12 protein-coding genes are annotated in these 17,196 nt (G+C 42.7%); 2 read left to right on the forward strand and 10 right to left on the reverse strand.

What is annotated here, in order from left to right; translation table 11 throughout:
- Positions 1–149: 149 nt before the first annotated feature.
- From U2718_RS17415 to U2718_RS17440, 6 genes are all read right to left on the reverse strand, one after another.
- Positions 150–3,269, reverse strand: coding sequence for an efflux RND transporter permease subunit (locus U2718_RS17415; protein ID WP_342001574.1), 3,120 nt, complete (start codon positions 3,267–3,269; stop codon positions 150–152).
- Between the two features lie 332 nt (positions 3,270–3,601).
- Entirely contained in the window at positions 3,602–4,600 is a 999-nt protein-coding gene (gene sigB, locus U2718_RS17420; protein WP_342001572.1) for a sigma-70 family RNA polymerase sigma factor SigB, read from the reverse strand.
- A 91-nt stretch (positions 4,601–4,691) separates the two neighbouring features.
- Positions 4,692–5,378, reverse strand: coding sequence for a vancomycin high temperature exclusion protein (locus U2718_RS17425; RefSeq protein ID WP_342001570.1), 687 nt, complete (start codon positions 5,376–5,378; stop codon positions 4,692–4,694).
- Between the two features lie 162 nt (positions 5,379–5,540).
- Complete coding sequence (locus U2718_RS17430) at positions 5,541–8,732, reverse strand: efflux RND transporter permease subunit (protein ID WP_342001568.1); 3,192 nt, start codon at positions 8,730–8,732, stop codon at positions 5,541–5,543.
- A gap of 259 nt (positions 8,733–8,991) precedes the next feature.
- Positions 8,992–10,665: an efflux RND transporter periplasmic adaptor subunit gene (locus tag U2718_RS17435; RefSeq protein ID WP_342001566.1), complete on the reverse strand. Its 1,674-nt coding sequence runs from the start codon at positions 10,663–10,665 to the stop codon at positions 8,992–8,994.
- A gap of 560 nt (positions 10,666–11,225) precedes the next feature.
- Entirely contained in the window at positions 11,226–11,627 is a 402-nt protein-coding gene (locus tag U2718_RS17440) for a metalloregulator ArsR/SmtB family transcription factor (RefSeq protein ID WP_342001564.1), read from the reverse strand.
- 154 nt (positions 11,628–11,781) lie between these two features.
- Between U2718_RS17440 and U2718_RS17445 the strand changes: the two genes are divergently transcribed.
- The gene (locus U2718_RS17445; protein ID WP_342001562.1) at positions 11,782–14,007 is read left to right on the forward strand and encodes a heavy metal translocating P-type ATPase; all 2,226 of its coding nucleotides are present in this window, start codon (positions 11,782–11,784) and stop codon (positions 14,005–14,007) included.
- A 48-nt stretch (positions 14,008–14,055) separates the two neighbouring features.
- Positions 14,056–14,697 carry a cation diffusion facilitator family transporter gene (locus U2718_RS17450; RefSeq protein WP_342001560.1) on the forward strand — a complete coding sequence of 214 codons (642 nt, stop codon included), beginning with the start codon at positions 14,056–14,058 and terminating at the stop codon, positions 14,695–14,697.
- 32 nt (positions 14,698–14,729) lie between these two features.
- On the opposite strand, the gene U2718_RS17455 is transcribed toward U2718_RS17450, so the two are convergent.
- The 4 genes from U2718_RS17455 to U2718_RS17470 all read right to left on the reverse strand — a co-directional run bounded on the left by U2718_RS17455 (position 14,730) and on the right by U2718_RS17470 (position 17,157).
- Positions 14,730–15,026 carry a TSUP family transporter gene (locus tag U2718_RS17455; RefSeq protein WP_342001558.1) on the reverse strand — a complete coding sequence of 99 codons (297 nt, stop codon included), beginning with the start codon at positions 15,024–15,026 and terminating at the stop codon, positions 14,730–14,732.
- A gap of 78 nt (positions 15,027–15,104) precedes the next feature.
- Positions 15,105–15,773, reverse strand: a complete 669-nt coding sequence (locus U2718_RS17460) for a class I SAM-dependent methyltransferase (protein ID WP_342001556.1) — start codon at positions 15,771–15,773, stop codon at positions 15,105–15,107.
- A gap of 185 nt (positions 15,774–15,958) precedes the next feature.
- Positions 15,959–16,981, reverse strand: coding sequence for a F510_1955 family glycosylhydrolase (locus tag U2718_RS17465; RefSeq protein ID WP_342001554.1), 1,023 nt, complete (start codon positions 16,979–16,981; stop codon positions 15,959–15,961).
- Positions 16,978–17,157 (reverse strand): hypothetical protein, encoded by a 180-nt coding sequence (locus tag U2718_RS17470; protein ID WP_342001552.1) that lies wholly within the window; start codon positions 17,155–17,157, stop codon positions 16,978–16,980. Before U2718_RS17470 ends, U2718_RS17465 begins: the two co-directional genes overlap by 4 nt.
- Between the last annotated feature and the right edge of the window lie 39 nt (positions 17,158–17,196).

The raw sequence follows: 17,196 nt of genomic DNA on the forward strand, positions 1-17,196 counted from the left end.
TCCTTGATGTTTTGTAAATTAAAAACTAATACAGCACGTTGTAAGTAAACCACCTATTTCAAATCAATGAAACCTTTAAGAATTAGGAATTCCTAATTCCGTTAGCGTAGTGAGGCGTAGCCCATTGCAAATTCCGCCAAGCTGTATTATTAGGCTCTGGCTTCTCGTGCAATTTCTGGCTGAATAATTGGTTCAGCCTTTCTTGGCACCACAAATCTACCAAACTGTATATACAAAGCCGGAAGCACTAACAAGGTTAAAGCGGTTGAGGTAAACAATCCACCTAACACTACAACAGCTAATGGCTGGAGGATTTCTTTTCCAGCTCCACTACCAATTACCAAAGGTGCCATACCCAGAGCTGATGATAACGCCGTCATTAAGATAGCAGCCAACCTTTCTACCGACCCTTCCATCAAAGCCTGTCGCAGAGGTTGTCCTTCTGCCATCCTAGAATTGTAGTTTTCAACCAGTAATAGTCCATTACGTGTAGCAACGCCGAATAAAGTAATAAATCCTACCATTGAAGCTACAGAGAGAATACCACCAGTCAAGGCTATGGAAATGACTCCACCCACTAAGGCTAAGGGCAAGTTGATCAAGATCATGATGGTGGCAGGAATGGACTTGACAGCAAAGTAAATCAGAACTGCGATCGCAACAAAAGCTAATCCACCAGCCGAAAGTAAAGTTTTTGTAGCTCCTTCTTGTGCTTCAAATTGACCGCCGTATTCAATGTAATAGCCGGGAGGTAATTGTACTTCTTGCTTAACTTTGTCCCGGATATCTTTAATCACAGAACCTAAATCACGTCCAGCTACATTGCTGGAGACAACAATATAACGGGAGACATTCTCGCGGTTAATAGTATTGGGGCCTGTACCGTAGTCAATTTTTGCGACTTGAGCTAGGGGAATTTTCTGTCCGTTGGGTGTATCAACGAGCAAATCGCGGATGACTTCGATATTGTTGCGGTATTTTTCTTGCAACCAAACAACTAAATCAAAGGTTTGTTGCTGTTCTAAGATTTGAGATACAGTTCGCCCATTGAGAGCTGTTTCTACCGTCTCTGATAATTCGCCAATAGTCAAACCATAGCGAGCTGCTGCGTTACGGTCAAACTGAATTTGCACCTGTTTCATTGGTACTTGCGGTTCTAATTGCAAGTCTGCTAAACCGGAAACCTCACCCATAGCTGATTGTACTTGTTGACCAAGCTGGCGGAGTTGTTCCAAATCAGGGCCGAAAATTTTCACAGCGATCGCACTCCTTACCCCAGAAAGCACTTCATCCATCCGGTGCGAAATAAAACCACCAATATTGGGAACTACACCGGGAATTTTCTCAAATTGCTCCCGAATCATTTCAATTGCCTTATCTCGGTCTTTTCCTCCCTCTTCACTCAGTTGAACATCTAGTTCTCCAACATTGGCACCAGCTACTTCGGTATCGCCTTGCGCTCGTCCAGAACGGAACTGAACTGCTTGAATCCGGGGGTCTTTTTTCAGGGTGTTCTCTATCGCCAAGCCTACCTGATTAGTCGCATCCAGAGATTGACCAGGCATCAGAATTGTGGTGATCACTAGGGCGCGGTCTTGAAATTCTGGTAAAAAAACTTGCCCTAACGAGGTCATAATTAATATTGAAGCGACAAAACTAGCGATCGCACCTGTCAATACAATCTTGGGACGACGCAGAGAAAACTGCAAAAACGGGCGATACAAGCGATGAGAAAATCGTTCAACCCAAGTTTCTGTACTTGGTAAACGCCGATTTACTAGCAAAAGGGCGCATAATGCCGGAGTCAATGTCAGTGCTACTAAAGTAGAAGCCACAATTGACAGCAAATAAGCTATACCCATTGGTGTAAAAATCCGACCTTCCACCCCAGAAAGGGCAAAGATTGGTGCAAAGACGACTGCGATAATGATTGTCGAGAACAGTACGCTTACCCTTACCTCCACTGAACCATTGAAAACTACTTGCAGTGGTGGCACAGGATTGCCTGCTATCTGGTTTTCTCGCAAACGGCGGTAGACGTTCTCCATATCAACAATTGCGTCATCCACCACCGAACCAATCGCCACAACAAGTCCGCCCAAAGTCATCGTGTTGATGCCTTGTCCCGTCCAATTGAGGATCATCATTCCCAACAACAAAGACACGGGAATCGCGCTCAAGGTAATGATCACCGTGCGCCAATTCATCAAAAATAGAATCAAGATGACACAAACAATGATCGTGCCATCGCGCAAAGCTTCTTCAACGTTTTTTAGCGAGGCTTCGATAAAATCTTCTTGGCGGAAGGTTTCGGTGACTTTCACATCTTTAGGCAAGCTGGCTTTTAACTCTGACATCGCTGCTTCAGCCGCCTTTGTAACGCTTGGTGTATCAGCAGTTGGCTGTTTATTGACAGTCAAAATCACCGCTTTCTTACCCGCAGAACTACCATCGCCGCGTTTGAGTGCTGCACCGATTTGTACATCTGCCACTTGTTCTAACAGTACTGGGGTGCCATTTTTGGCTTTAATTACTGATTTCTTAAGTTGTTCGATAGATTCAATCCGCCCTACCCCTCGCACCAATGTCTCTTGGTCGGGAGTAATTAAAAATCCCCCTGGTGCATTGGCGTTGGCTGCTTGTGCTGCCTTGGTGACATCATCAAGGGAAACATTAAACGCCTTCAGCTTATCGGGGCTTACTAGGACTTGATACTGACGCTCATCCCCACCAAATATGACAATATTACTTACACCAGGGACAGCCAGCAGGCGATTTTTCACCTGCCAATTGACAATTCGCCAGACCTCCATCAAAGGAGTGGTTTCAGAAGTAAAGGCATATTTGACAGTCCATCCCAAGGGGGAACTAACCGGTAGAACCTCTGGGTCTTCTACACCTTGCGGTAGTTGACTGCGTGCTTGTTGCAACCGTTCCGTTACCAATTGGCGGGCGCGATAAATTTCTGTATCCAAGCTAAAAGTAGCTCTCACAGCCGAAAGACCTACAGCTGAGGAAGAACGCAATGCTTCTAGTCCAGGTGTACCGTTAATTACACTTTCTATCGGTCGAGTGACTAAGGACTCCACTTCCTCTGGTGCTAGTCCTGGGGCTTCGGTCATAATTTCCACTTGCGGAGGAGCAAAGTTAGGAAATACATCCAGTGGCATTTGTGTAAGGACGAGAAAGCCCCAAACAGATATGAGGATGGAAGCAATAACCACTAGCCAACGTTGAGCAATCGACCATTTAACAATAGAATTGAGCATTATTGGAAAGATAAAGCTTTACTGAGGATAAGTCAGCATTAACTTTCTCTAGGATGACAGGCTGGAATGAAATTCGGGTGAAATTTGTACAAGGGAGAGTGTAGATGATAAGCTACGCTCAACTGTAGGCGATCGCGATTCCTTTACTCCTTTTTTGAAATCCATAACTAATTATCATTGGGCTATTGAACATCAATGAGTTGCTGTGAATGAGTCAGCTAAACGTTAAAATAATGAGGCTATTTGTGTAATTATCATATTCTTTGCAGCAAGCAGGCCAAGCCGTTTTTCACCTGCCAGTTGACACTACAAGCTTTCAAAATTCAGGAGCATCAGTCAGCTAGATAGCTGCGTGAGTCAATTCCATATCTTCGTAGAAGCGTGAGAGCTTGTTTTTCCACTTGTCGTACTCGTTCTCGACTAATACCCATCCGTTGACTAATCTGTACTAGGGTCAGTTCGCATCCACCTGCTAAACCAAAGCGCAAGATTAAGACTTCCTTTTGCTGGGGAGTCAGCTTTGCTAATAGGTTGTGAATGTCTTGATAGAGCAATTCTCGTTCGGCGTAGCGTTCGGGAGACATTCCATCATCCTTCAGCAGATCCTGTAATTGGGTATCCTGCTCAAATCCAATTCGCATATCTAAGGAAACAGGTTGACGAACAAGCTGCAAATATTCTCGAATCTGACTGGGTTCCAAATTGAGGGCTTGGGCGATTTCCGTTACGCCAGCAATGTAACCAAGCTTTTGAGATAACTCTCGCTGAACACACTTAATTTTGTTCAGCTTATCAGCCATGTGAATGGGTAAACGAATAGTGCGGGATTGTTGAGCGATCGCTCGTGTAATTCCCTGACGAATCCACCAGTAAGCATAAGTAGAAAACTTGTATCCAAGAGTTGGATCAAATTTCTCTACCCCTCGTTCTAGCCCCAATGCACCTTCTTGAATTAAGTCTAGAAACTCAATATTGCGTTTCTGGTATTTTTTAGCAATAGACACCACTAACCGCAGATTAGCCTGAATCATCTTCTGCTTGGCAATTTGTCCTTGACTTAGTTGTTGCAGCAGCACATCTTCTTTCAACTGCATCTTGTCAGCCCATTGTTGCAGAGTGGGTTCACGCTGTAATTTTTCAGCTAGCTCTTCTTTTGCAGTAAACATCACCATCATTTGCTGAACTTGTTGAGCAAAAAAAATTTCTTGCTCATGGGTTAACAGAGGTACACGTCCAATTTCATGAAGATAGATACGCACTGTATCTGCTGTAGATGAAAATTCGTTATTCTTACTCTTAAGTTTAGTTACTTGGGATGTTGAATTAGGCATAAATATGTTAGCCTCAATTGAATAAAATCAAATGTTTACATAAAAATAAATAAGCATAAAATAATCGAAATTATAAATCTTAAAAACTTCATCAATTAATTGGTTCAAACTGTCCTAAAAAAGTAGGTCGGGGACGGGTAATGTCAACTTCCCACAAAGCCTTAACATTCGCTAATGATTCCCGTAATAAATCAGGAATCATTCCTCGTAGTCCATAAATTTCTATATCTGGAGTTCCTAAACCAACTGTCTTTAGTCCTAATTGGCGACAGGTATAAACAGTGCGGGGAAGATGATAATTTTGAGTGATGACAACAGCTTTATGTACACCAAAAACCTTATGAGCGCGATAACAACTCTCATAAGTGCTGAAACCTGCATAGTCTAGGGTAATGTTTTTCATCGGTACACCCAGATCATGGGCATATTTCAGCATAGACCTGACCTCATTATAGGAAACTGTACTGTTATCTCCTGTCATCAAGAGTTTACTAATCTTTCCCATTTTATAAAGTTTGACAGCAGCTTCTACACGGTCTGACAACATGGGTGTGGGATTACCATTTGGAAGAATTCCTGCACCAAATACTATTGCAACCTGTTCTTTTGGGACTAATTCTGGTTGAAGGTAGCGATCGCCATTCGTCATTAAACCTATATAAGCCGTTACTATTAAAGGTTTTGCTAATACACTAATTACTAAACCTAGCAAAATCCATTGCAGGTAACGGAACAACTTGAAATATTTTCCCCCTATACTTTTTTCAAAAAATCTCATAAAAGTGATATTGTACGAGTATTTTATTGGATCAGCGATGCCCATTATTGGAAGTTTCTGTGTACCTATCAATTACTTCTTATATTATCAGCCAGTAAAGAATTCACTGGCTGTAATTTAGCAAAATTACTGTCCCATCTGCGCTTAACTTAGTGATGCTAATTAATTCTCCAGCACCACCCCAGCTACCTTCCCGTTTTCCTCAACAGCCGCACTTCGCTTAGGTAATAAAAACCTACCAAACTTCGAGTACAAAGCAGGTAAAACCAGCAAGGTTAACGCTGTAGAAGTAAACAAACCACCTAAAACCACTATCGAAAGTGGCTGCAAAACTTCCTTACCTGGCCCCGATGCAATTACTAACGGTACTAATCCCAAAGCGGATGTAAAAGATGTCATCAAAATAGCATTTAGTCTTTCCATTGACCCGGCTATAAGGATTTCTTTTAACGACATTCCGCTAGAAAATTTAGTAGTGTAATTGTCTACTAAAAGTAGTCCATTGCGAGTAGCTACACCAAATAAAGTCACAAAACCTACCAAGGAAGCGACTGAAACAACGCCCCCTGTTAGTGCCACAGCAATTACACCTCCGACTAAAGCGATGGGCAAGTTAATCATAATCATTGCTGTAGAAGCAATGGATTTGACAGAAAGATACATTAATACCGTAATCACTACAAAGGAAATAGCACTGAAAATTAAAATATTTTGTGAGGCTCTTTCTTCGGCTTCAAATTGACCGCCATACTGAATAAAGTAACCAGAGGGCAATTGCACTTGTGCCTTGACTTTGTTTTTAATTTCATTGACTACCGATCGCAAATCTTTGCCCTGAGCATTAGCAGATACTACAATTAGACGGGAGACATTTTCCCTGTTAATGGTATTTGGGCCAGTGCCATAGGTAACTTTAGCCACGTTAGCTAAAGGAATTTTATTTCCTCCTTCATTTCCACCTTGGGAAGGGGTATCAACTAACAAATTTTCAATTGTTTGTAAATTATTACGGTATTCTGACTGTAACCAGACAATTAAATCAAAACTTTGTTGCTTATCCAAAACTTGCGATACTACTTTACCATTGAGCGCAGTTTCGACAAGTTCAGATAGTTGCCCAACTGTTAAACCATAACGTGATGCGGCAACACGGTCAAATTTTATTTGAATCTGTTCGATGGGAACTTGCGGTTCTAATTGTAAATCTACAAGCCCAGATACAGATGACATTGCACTTTCAACTTGTTGACCAATCCGGCGGAGTTCTTCTAAGTCTGAGCCAAATATTTTCACAGCAATTTGACTTCTGACCCCGGATAATATTTCATCAATTCTGTGAGAAATAAACCCACCAATATTTGCAGCAGCACCAGGTATTTTATTAAATTCTTCCCGCAACCATTCTACTGTTTCTTTACGCTTTTCCATTCCTTTGTCACTCAGCCCAATATCAAGATGACCAAGATTGACGGGTGCTGCATCCGGATCGCTAGGGGCGCGTCCTGCCCGTAACTGCACATATTTTAATCGGGGATCATCTTTGAGTTTATTCTCCAACACAAAGGCGGCACTGTTAGTAGCTTCTAAAGATGAACCTGGATAAAGAGCTAAAGTATTGACCAAAGTTGATTCTTGAAATTCTGGTAAAAAAGCCCGTCCCAAAGCTGGAAAAATCACTATTGCCGCTATCATCCCCGCCACAGCCACAGAAATAATGATCATGGGACTGCGGATAGCAAAATTTAGACAACGATAATACAGCCGCTTGAAAATTCGGGGTATTAATGGTTCCTTTAACGGCATTTTTCCGTGTGGAAGTAAAATTGCACACAAAGCCGGACTTACAAGCAGCGCTTCTAGACTAGAAACTATAACTACCACCAGATAACTAAGACCCATCGGGCCAAAAATCCGACCCTCTACACCAGCGAGGGCAAATATTGGAGAAAAAACGACAATAGTAATTAAAGTTGCCCCAATCAGAGATTCCTGGACTTCCTCTACTCCTTCAAAGACAACTTTCAGTATTGGACTAGGATTAGGAGAATATTTATTTTGTCGCAACAAACGAAAAACATTTTCTGCATAGACAATGGCATCATCAATCGCTGTACCAATGGCGATCGCTAATCCCCCCAAAGTCATTGTATTCAGCCCCAAGCCCAAAAAAGATAATACTTGCAATGAAAATATAAAAGTCAGGGCAAAATTTAACAGCACAACTCCAAGAGTCCGCCAATTCATTAAAAAAGGGATGAGGATAATTGCTGCAATGATACTACCTTCTACCAAGGCTGATCTAACATTTTCTACTGAAGCATCAATATAATCAGCTTGACGGAAGGTTGCATTTACTTTAATTCCTTTCGGTAAACCTGCTTTTAGCTCAGATATTGCGGCTTCAATCGCACGGGTGACGGTAGGAGTATCAGCTAGAGGTTGCTTATTCACCATCACCACTACAGCATTTTTACCATTTAAGCTGCCATCGCCTATCTTAATCGCACCGCCAATTTGAATTTCGGCAACATCTCCCAAACGCACAGGCGTTCCTTGACGGGCAACAATTACAGATTGTTTTAAATCATCCAAGGATTCAATTCGGCCAATTCCCCGAATCAGAGTTTGCTTGTCAGAGCTGATTAAAAAGCCACCAGGAGCATTGACATTTGCTCCCTGTACTGCTTCAGACACTTGCTGTAAAGATACATTAAAAGCTCTGAGTTTGTTCGGATCTACTAGTACTTGATACTGGCGGACTTCGCCACCATACACTAGTACTTGACTAACGCCAGGCACAGCTAAAAGACGATTTGTAACTTGCCAATCAACGATTCGGCGTACTTCCATCAAGTCGATTTTAGATGTTGGGTTTTGGATGGATGTTTCTCCTTTCTGTCCCTCATCTTCCACTGTGAAAGCATATTTTAATACAGTGCCGATAGGTGAACTGATAGGAGCGAGTCTTGGTGTTTCAATTCCTTCGGGTAGCTTACTCACTGCTTGTTGTAGTCGTTCCTGTACCAACTGGCGGGCTTGATAGATATCTGTTCCCCAGCCAAAAACAACTCTGACTACAGAAAGTCCTGCTGAGGAGGAAGAACGAACTGCGCTGATCCCTGGTGTGCCGTTGATTGAGCTTTCAATTGGTAATGTCACCAGAGACTCTATTTCTTCAGGAGCGAGTCCGGGAGCTTCTGTTTCAATTTCGACCTGGGGAGGTGCAAAGTTAGGGAAAACATCCAACGGCATTTGCGGGATGGTATTAAATAATATGATTATTGTGGAAATAAGCGCCGCAATCACTACTAACCAGCGTCGATAAATTACCCATTTAGCAACTGTACTAATCATTATCTATTTAGTTGTTAATTGTTGTTGGTTATTAGTTGTTAATTATTTCAAATCCACAACTTTATAAGAGAGAATTTCAAATTCCACATTATTAATTTTTTGGCGTTGCTGAATTGAAGTATGAAATAAAAAATCAAGGATTTAAAACTCCTACTCTCTGCGCCACCCTGCGGGTTCCGCCTTAACGGTACTGCGTGTTAGCGTTAGCGGGGCGTAGCCCGATAAATTCATACTCTTAATCAGCACCGCAAATTTTTTATTAGTAATTGGAATGAGTATCTTTTTCATTTTCCTCAACACAAGTGGTGGGAGTAGAGGGGCTTGGTTGTTTGTGGTTGTCGATATAAACCTCGGTTTCATAATTAAAACCGTCACCTATTGGTATTAGACGGGAACGGTTACGACGGCTAGACCAGAAACTACCAGCTAGAAAAGCCAAAGTAGTAAGGGTCACTCCTCCTGCTCCAAATAACCACAGAGGTAGCGGTAAGGTGTTAGCCTTAGTATTCTCTGAATGTGCTTGTTCCTGTTCTTCTCCTTCGTTGGATTTACTACCACCCTTCAACGATTGTGCATAAAGTTGTGGCGCACGTTGGGTAACTACTGAATCTCCCTCGAATAAACCGCTTTTAATCTCAATTAAATCTCCAGAGGTTTGTCCTAACTCAACTTCCACAGATTGGAAGGCATTGCCGTTTTGGACATAGACCAATTTCTTATTATTTGCATCCACTACAGCAGACTGGGGAATTGCCAAAGTAGCTGTAGATGTCTGGTCTGTTACAACTTCAAGTTCGGCAAACATTCCGGGTTTGAGCTGTCCTCTAGCGTTATTGACTTCGGCTTGTACTGGTACTACTCGTGTTTCTCCTTCGACTACTGAGCCAATCCGTGTAATCCCTCCTGTAAAGGTTTGATTAGGCACACTAGCAACCTTCATCCTTACCTGTTGACCTGTCCTCACTTTATCTAAATCTTTTTCATAGATATTCGCTGTGGCAAAAACCCGACTATCATTCACAATCGTCATTAACTTGCCGCCGGCATCCTCGAAAGATTGACCGATAGTAACTTCCCTATCAACAACCTTGCCAGAAATCGGAGCTGTTACTGTTATTAGTCCCTTAGTATTAGCGCGGTTTCCTAGTTGAGAAAGGCGAGTTTCATAAATAGCACTGCTGCGATTAATATTGGACTTTGCTAGGCTAACTGCTGCTTGAGCGCGTTTGAGTTGATTTTCAGCCGCAATGACATCGCGGCGGCTGTTGGCTGTGGTTAGTTTAGCTTTAGCTTCTGCTAGTTGGGTTTGAGATTCAAGAGCGTTGCGACGTGGCAAAGCACCTTCAGTGGCTAACACTTGATCTTTCTCATACTTTTCTTGAGCAAATGCTACTTGGCTTTGGGCTTGGGCGATTTCTGCTGCGGCTATTTGTTGATAGCGATCGCGGTTTTGTTGTGCTAACCTCAAGTCAGCTTCAGCCTGTTGTAAATCAGCCTCTCCTTGTGCCAATTTCTCCTGAGAGTTAACCCGCAGTTCCACTAAATCAGGACTAGTGACAACGGCGACGGGTTGGCCTTTCTTTACTAGTGCGCCTGGTTCTACCAACAGTTCAACTACTTTTACTCCTTGGATTGGGGTGGTGACTTCTACTTTTTGGCTAGGCAAAGTTTCAATCTGTCCAGTAGTTTTAATACCAACAGCTAATCGTTGGCGTTGTACTGGTTCTACCTTAACTCCTAGCAGTTTTGCGGTTTCTGCATCCACTTTAACAGAACCCGTCGATTCGCCTCCTGCTTGAAACGCACTTCCGCCACTGTGGTCATGACCACCGCCAGCCAAAACAGTAGTAGGAGTATTTAGTAGTAACATCAACATTGTCAATGAAACATAATGTAGTGGAGCAGAAGATTGAAACAAATTCGAGATTCCCATTGCTTGTTGTGTCCTAAATATAGTGAGAAAGCTCCAGTCGCGTTTGATGTGTAAACTTGGACTACCACTTTCTTTAGCTAGTTACATTGCTTTTGTGAGTAGTTTACAGAGTTGAACTAGTAGTCTCTTTCCAGTGTTTCATATCAATATGAAATCTGGGTGAAATTTTTAGTGGCGATCGCTGTTAGGAAAAACTACTATATTTAGGTTGAAGAAGAATTCATAACCCAGAATTCAGAAATTAAATTAAGAGCGTGGAAGATTCAGACCCGCCACTAATTAAATACCACCAAATCTATGATTTGGCGGGGTCTTAAATCCATATATTCATTCACACCTACGCACAGAATTCATCCGCTCATTCTGGCGACTGACTCCTGAATTATTTCTTGATAAATTGAGTGTTGAAAATTACAGTTTTTTTAGAACACAAATTACACAATATATATATTTTTTTTGGGAAATGCTGTAGGCATTTTCACCACATAACTATAGATATCTGATATTAGCTAGTTTACAAATTCAATAAGCTACAGCTTTCCAAATAATAAAATTTCGGCTTAATCTTTTACCTCTGTTAAATGTTCTGAAACTTCTTTGTAAAGGTTGATAATATGGCCATCGGCCAAACTGTAATAGACATTACGCCCTTCTCGCCGATATTTCACTAAGCGTTGCGATCGCAAAATTCGTAATTGATGTGATACCGCAGACTCGCTTACCTTGACAGCAGCAGCTAAATCGCAGACACAGAGTTCTCGATGAGCTAACGCAGACATCAGGCGCAAACGGCTGGGATCGGCCAAGGCACTAAAAAACTCTGCCATCTGTTGCGCCTTGTCAATCGGCATCACCTCTGGTTGCACCTGACGCACCTGCTCAAGATGGACGAGATGCGTGTCGCAACTGGGTATATCCTCACTTTGAAAAGACTGTGATTTTGATGACGACGATTTGCTCATAAAAGTTGGAGTTAGCTACTGAAAGCAGAATGTGGGTTCAGTATTGGGAAATGATTCTCATTTTAACACTTAAACATCTGAAAATATCTTCAGATATTTCATTGTTTATGTTAAAGTTCAGAAAGTTCTTCCTCAACCGCGTAATTAAACCCCTATGACTCAAACTCCATCGCTCAAAACTCAACAGATGCGGATAGGCGGTATGGACTGTACAGGCTGCAAGATGAAGATAGAAGGTAGCCTGGAACGATTGACAGGGGTGACTGAGGCATCTGTGACGGTGGCAACCGGGCGGTTAACTGTGACCTACGATCCGCAGCAGGTGAGCGACGTAACGATTCAAGAGCGAGTCAAGTCACTGGGCTATACCATTGAAAACCCAAAATCGCCCGCACCTAAAACTGTCACTAAAGCGCATAACCATCACCACGATCGCGTAGGGCATAGTCATGAGGATGGTCATACTCACGACGAGCATGACGAGGAAGACGAACACGATCATGGCCACTCTCACGGCGCTGGCGAATTTAATCTCAAGAAAGAACTACCACCCGTACTGATAGCGATCGCTCTGTTTACCATTGCCATTCTGTTGGAGAAACCCTTACACAACACACCCTACAACATTGCCGAATTAGCCGTGATTATTCCAGCCTATTTGTTGAGTGGTTGGACAGTGCTGAAAACGGCTGGACGCAATATTCTCAGAGGGCAAATCTTTGATGAAAACTTTTTGATGACGATCGCAACCCTGGGCGCACTCGCTATTCACCAGCTGCCTGAAGCCGTTGCCGTGATGTTGTTCTTTCGGGTTGGAGAGTTGTTTCAGGAATACTCAGTGGGGCGATCGCGCCGTTCGATCAAAGCGTTGCTGGAAGTTCGTCCCGATACCGCTAACTTGAAAGTGAATGGCACAATCAAACAGGTTTCTCCAGAAACAGTCAACGTCGGAGACTTGATTTTGGTGAAACCAGGCGAGAAAGTACCGCTCGATGGCGAAATTCTAGAGGGGAACTCGCAAGTCGATACTTCAGCCCTCACAGGAGAGTCAGTTCCCCGTACGGTTAAACCTGGAGATACCATTCTCGCAGGCATGATTAATAAATCAGGTGTGCTGACGATTCGAGTGACGAAACTGTTTGGCGAATCATCGATTGCCAAGGTGCTTGACCTAGTTGAAAATGCCACCAGCAAAAAAGCATCTACTGAAAAATTCATTACTAAGTTTGCCCGCTACTATACACCCGTTGTTGTCTTTCTCTCATTAGGTATTGCCCTGTTACCACCCCTACTAATTCCAGGGGCAAATCGAGCGGACTGGGTATATCGTGCCTTGGTGCTACTGGTAATCTCCTGCCCCTGCGGACTGGTAATTAGCATTCCTCTCAGCTATTTTGGTGGGATTGGGGGAGCCGCCAAGCGGGGAATTTTGGTCAAAGGCTCAACGTTCCTGGATTCGCTTACAGCGATTAAAACAGTTGTGTTTGATAAAACGGGAACCTTAACCAAAGGCACGTTTCAAGTCACCCAAGTTGTGACAAAAAATGGGTTTTCTGAGTCGGAACTGCTGACCTTGGCAGCGAAAGCGGAATCTCACTCTAATCATCCGGTGGCACAGTCGATTCGGGAAGCTTACGCTCAACCGATTGCTGAATCTGAGGTTACGGATTACGAAGAAATTCCGGGGCATGGCATCCGGGCAGTTGTTCAAAATCAAGTGGTGATTGCAGGCAACGATCGCCTGTTGCATCGAGAAAAAATTGACCATGACACTTGTGATGTCGCAGGTACTGTGGTTCATTTGGCAGTGGATGGACGCTACGCCGGATACATTCTCATTGCAGACGAAATCAAAGAAGATGCTCCTCAAGCCATTCAAGATTTGAAACGAATGGGTGTAGAGAAAACCGTGATGCTGACGGGAGATAATCGGGTAGTTGCTTCCTCAGTAGCTCGTCAACTAGGTTTAGATATGTTCATTCCCGAATTGCTGCCAGAAGGAAAAGTAGACGAAATCGAAAAACTGCTAGAGCGATCGGGCAAAGCAAAACTCGTATTCGTGGGAGATGGCATTAATGATGCGCCTGTAATTGCTAGAGCTGATGTCGGTATGGCAATGGGTGGGTTAGGGTCGGATGCTGCCATTGAAACTGCTGATGTCGTACTGATGACGGATGCTCCTTCAAAGGTGGCAGAAGCCATCAAAGTTGCCCAGAAAACCCGTCAAATTGTAGTGCAAAACATTGTGGTGGCACTAGCGATTAAGGCACTCTTTATTGTGCTAGGAACCATTGGAGTAGCAACACTATGGGAAGCTGTGTTTGCCGATGTCGGTGTAGCCCTACTGGCGATTTTGAATGCGAGCCGGATTGCAAAGTAGAGGTCTATCAAATGAATCGCTTTTTGTGCTTGAGAAGTCAATCAGTGAATGATGCCTACATTTACACTTTCAGATGAAACCAGAGAACAGCCCATCAATCTCCTCTGGCTAGTGTTGGGATTGCGAAGTGGACTGTTTCTAGCAGAGCTGATTGTCGGGCTTTGGGTTCATAGCTTGTCTTTACTTGCGGTTGCAGGACACATGGCAGTTGATGTCTTCGCGATCGCTATTGCGCTAGTGGCGGCTGAATTAACCCATCGTCCGTCAAATAAGCTCAATATTGATCCAGTTCATCTAGATGCTTGGGCAGCTTTAATGAATAGTCTGCTTCTACTTGGAATTGCTGTATTTATAGCCTGGAAAGCGATCTATCAGATTCAAGAACCGCAGGTTAGTGCAGGTCTTCCGATACTAATGATGGCTATTTTAGAACTTGTCGTAAAAGGGGTAAATGCTGCCTTGTTATATGAGGAGAGCCATCACAACTTAAATATACGTGGCGTATTTCTTCACGCCATTGCTGATGCGATTAACTCTATTAGTCTTTTATTTGCATCTTTGGCAGTCCTTTTGTTGAATTGGCTGTGGGCTGATGCGATCGCCAGTATATTCGTTTCTCTACTCATTTTCATCAATGCATTATCCCTACTTCGGGAAAGCTTAAAAACTCTCAAACCTGAGTTGAGTTGAATCAGTAGATATGTTAATAATAGAATTCGGTTTTAGATTGGAGGCGTTAATAAATTATTCATGCTAGTTGAGTGATTGTGTTGCTGAGATTTCCGAAATGTGATGAATGCTAAAGCAGCAACTACTGTTAAGTAAATACGTTGTAACCAGATATTACTCAATTTTAAGCTAATACCACCTCCGATGGCTCCACCTATAAACATAGCAATCCCAAGAATTAATCCTAACTTATAATCAACCATCTCTTGTTTAATGAAAATAGTTGTAGCTATAAATGAGGAAAAAATATTAATTAATTTAGTAATTGCTATCGCTTCAACAAATGTCATGCGAAATAGCATTATGTAAGCTGCACTCTGGCTCCAGAAAATGGGGTTTAAAAGTTTACTTGGCTATACTTATGTCTTTTAGAGCTTCTTGACTGCTACACCAATTATTTGAGGGCTGACGATCGCAGGCACGTTTGCCCGAAAATGTTGATAATCTACTCGCTCAAACCCGGCATTCTCCAATGCTATCCAAGTTTCGCGATCAGGATGGCAGCCATCACCAAGGGTTTTCCAAAGTGGTCGTATTCCATGCTGTATCAAACGCAATATTGTTCCTTGAGGTGCCGCAACGTGCTCAAGGAAAAAGAAGCGTCCGCCAGGTTTAAGTACCCGTATAACTTCCTGCAACACAGCAGCTAGATTATTCACAGAACATAAAACGAGCGTACTGACAACAGCATCCATGCTGTTATCTTCGACTTCCAAGTGTTCGGCAGTTCCATTACAGAGGTCAATGCCTAAGCCGAGCCGTTCAGCTTCTTGCTGTAAATATGGATGCATGAAAGGGTTTGGCTCAATGCCAATCCAGTGAACATCAGACGGATAATAAGATAAGTTGCAGCCCGTACCCGGGCCAATTTCTAAAACGTTGCCATGTAGTTCGGTAAACAAAGCTCGCTTTCGGTCTGCTATCTCCTCTTCGTACTTAGCAGTGCCATGAGCCATCATCCAGGCAAATAAACGTTTATACCAGTCTAGAGAATCTTTTGTATTTGACTCTACAGTAGTATGTATCTTCGCCATCATTATTTTCTCAATTGTGGAACTATGATTAATGCTACTCAAGCTATCATCATTACTCTCTATTGATTAACTAAGGCAATGGCTAAACTGTAATCTTAGTTGCAAGTAATCCTAAACATTCAAAATGTCTTGATTGCAGATTTGAGCGATATTACCGATTACTACAGCTAGGTAGATAGTCTTCAAATTTATTTTAGTTCTATCCATGTTTTGCCGCTATTTTGGGATTGAAAGACAGCGTTGTTATCATTTACTGTATAAAATATCCGAGGATTGCTAGGGGCGATCGCTAGTTTGACAACTACACCATTAGTTTCAGTCCAAAGTTTCGCCCAGGTTTTACCACCATTACTGCTACGATAAATACCGGGTGCTGATTTGAGAAAGCGATAGCCATACATTATAAGATTGTTGCCTTCTTTTTGTAGAGCCAAACTGATAACAGGAACTTCCCGTGTACTAGGTACTAATGTCCAATCATTGCCGCTGTTGGTGCTTTCATACATTCCCGAACGGGTAGTTGCAAACAAATGCTTAGGGTTTTGTGGGTCAACTGCAAGGTCAAAAGGAGCATCGCCTAATCCAGTCATGCGGGTTTTGACCCAAGTTTTTCCACGATCGTTAGAAGTATGCAGCCCTTGCGCCCCAGAAGCGGGCCATCCATAAAAAACGTTGGGGTTACTGGGTGCGATCGCTATTGCATGAAAATCTACCCCAGGCATAGAAATTTGTTTCCAATCTTGCCCTTGATTTTCACTGATCTGGAATCCTAGATTACCTCCTGTGTGTGGATGTCCGCTAGAATAAAAGCGTTTACTGTTAATTGGATCGGCAGTAAAGCCCATATAATCAGCTCGCTCTTTTCCCATCCAAAACCATTCTCCAGTTTCAGAACGTTGCAAGAGTCCATTATGACTTGCAACATAAATAATGTTGGGATTATCTCGATTCACGGTCAAACCATGAACGTGATTATTTACTTGCCAATTGACTGCTTTTTCTAGGAATACATTTACAGCCTTTGGTTGAGCCTGGTTGTTTGGCTGGTTGGTTGACTGATTGCTAGTAGGCTGCTGGATAGAACGACCGAACCACACTCCCAAGCCTCCGCCTAAAAAGAGGAAAAATGCTATCGGTATAGCACAGCAAGCTACCATAGCAATTCCCATCCATTTCATCATGTTGTAGTCTTTTGAGTCAGGCTGACTCATAATTGTGTTTCTCCTGAGTAAGTTTTCTGCTGTAATAAAGCTATTGACTTATGATGAAACACAAAAGCAAGTGCGATTTGAGCTTCTGGATAAAAGGAGCGAGTTCGATAGTCATCTTGATTTACCTTAAGTTCCTTAGCCAAACCATAAGATAGCTTCCTTAGCAATGAGTTCATTAGCCTTTTTCGGCGAGACTTCTCTAAACATTCCTAGTT

The sequence above is a fragment of the Chlorogloeopsis sp. ULAP02 genome (assembly GCF_038404745.2).
Taxonomy (GTDB): Bacteria; Cyanobacteriota; Cyanobacteriia; order Cyanobacteriales; family Nostocaceae; genus Chlorogloeopsis.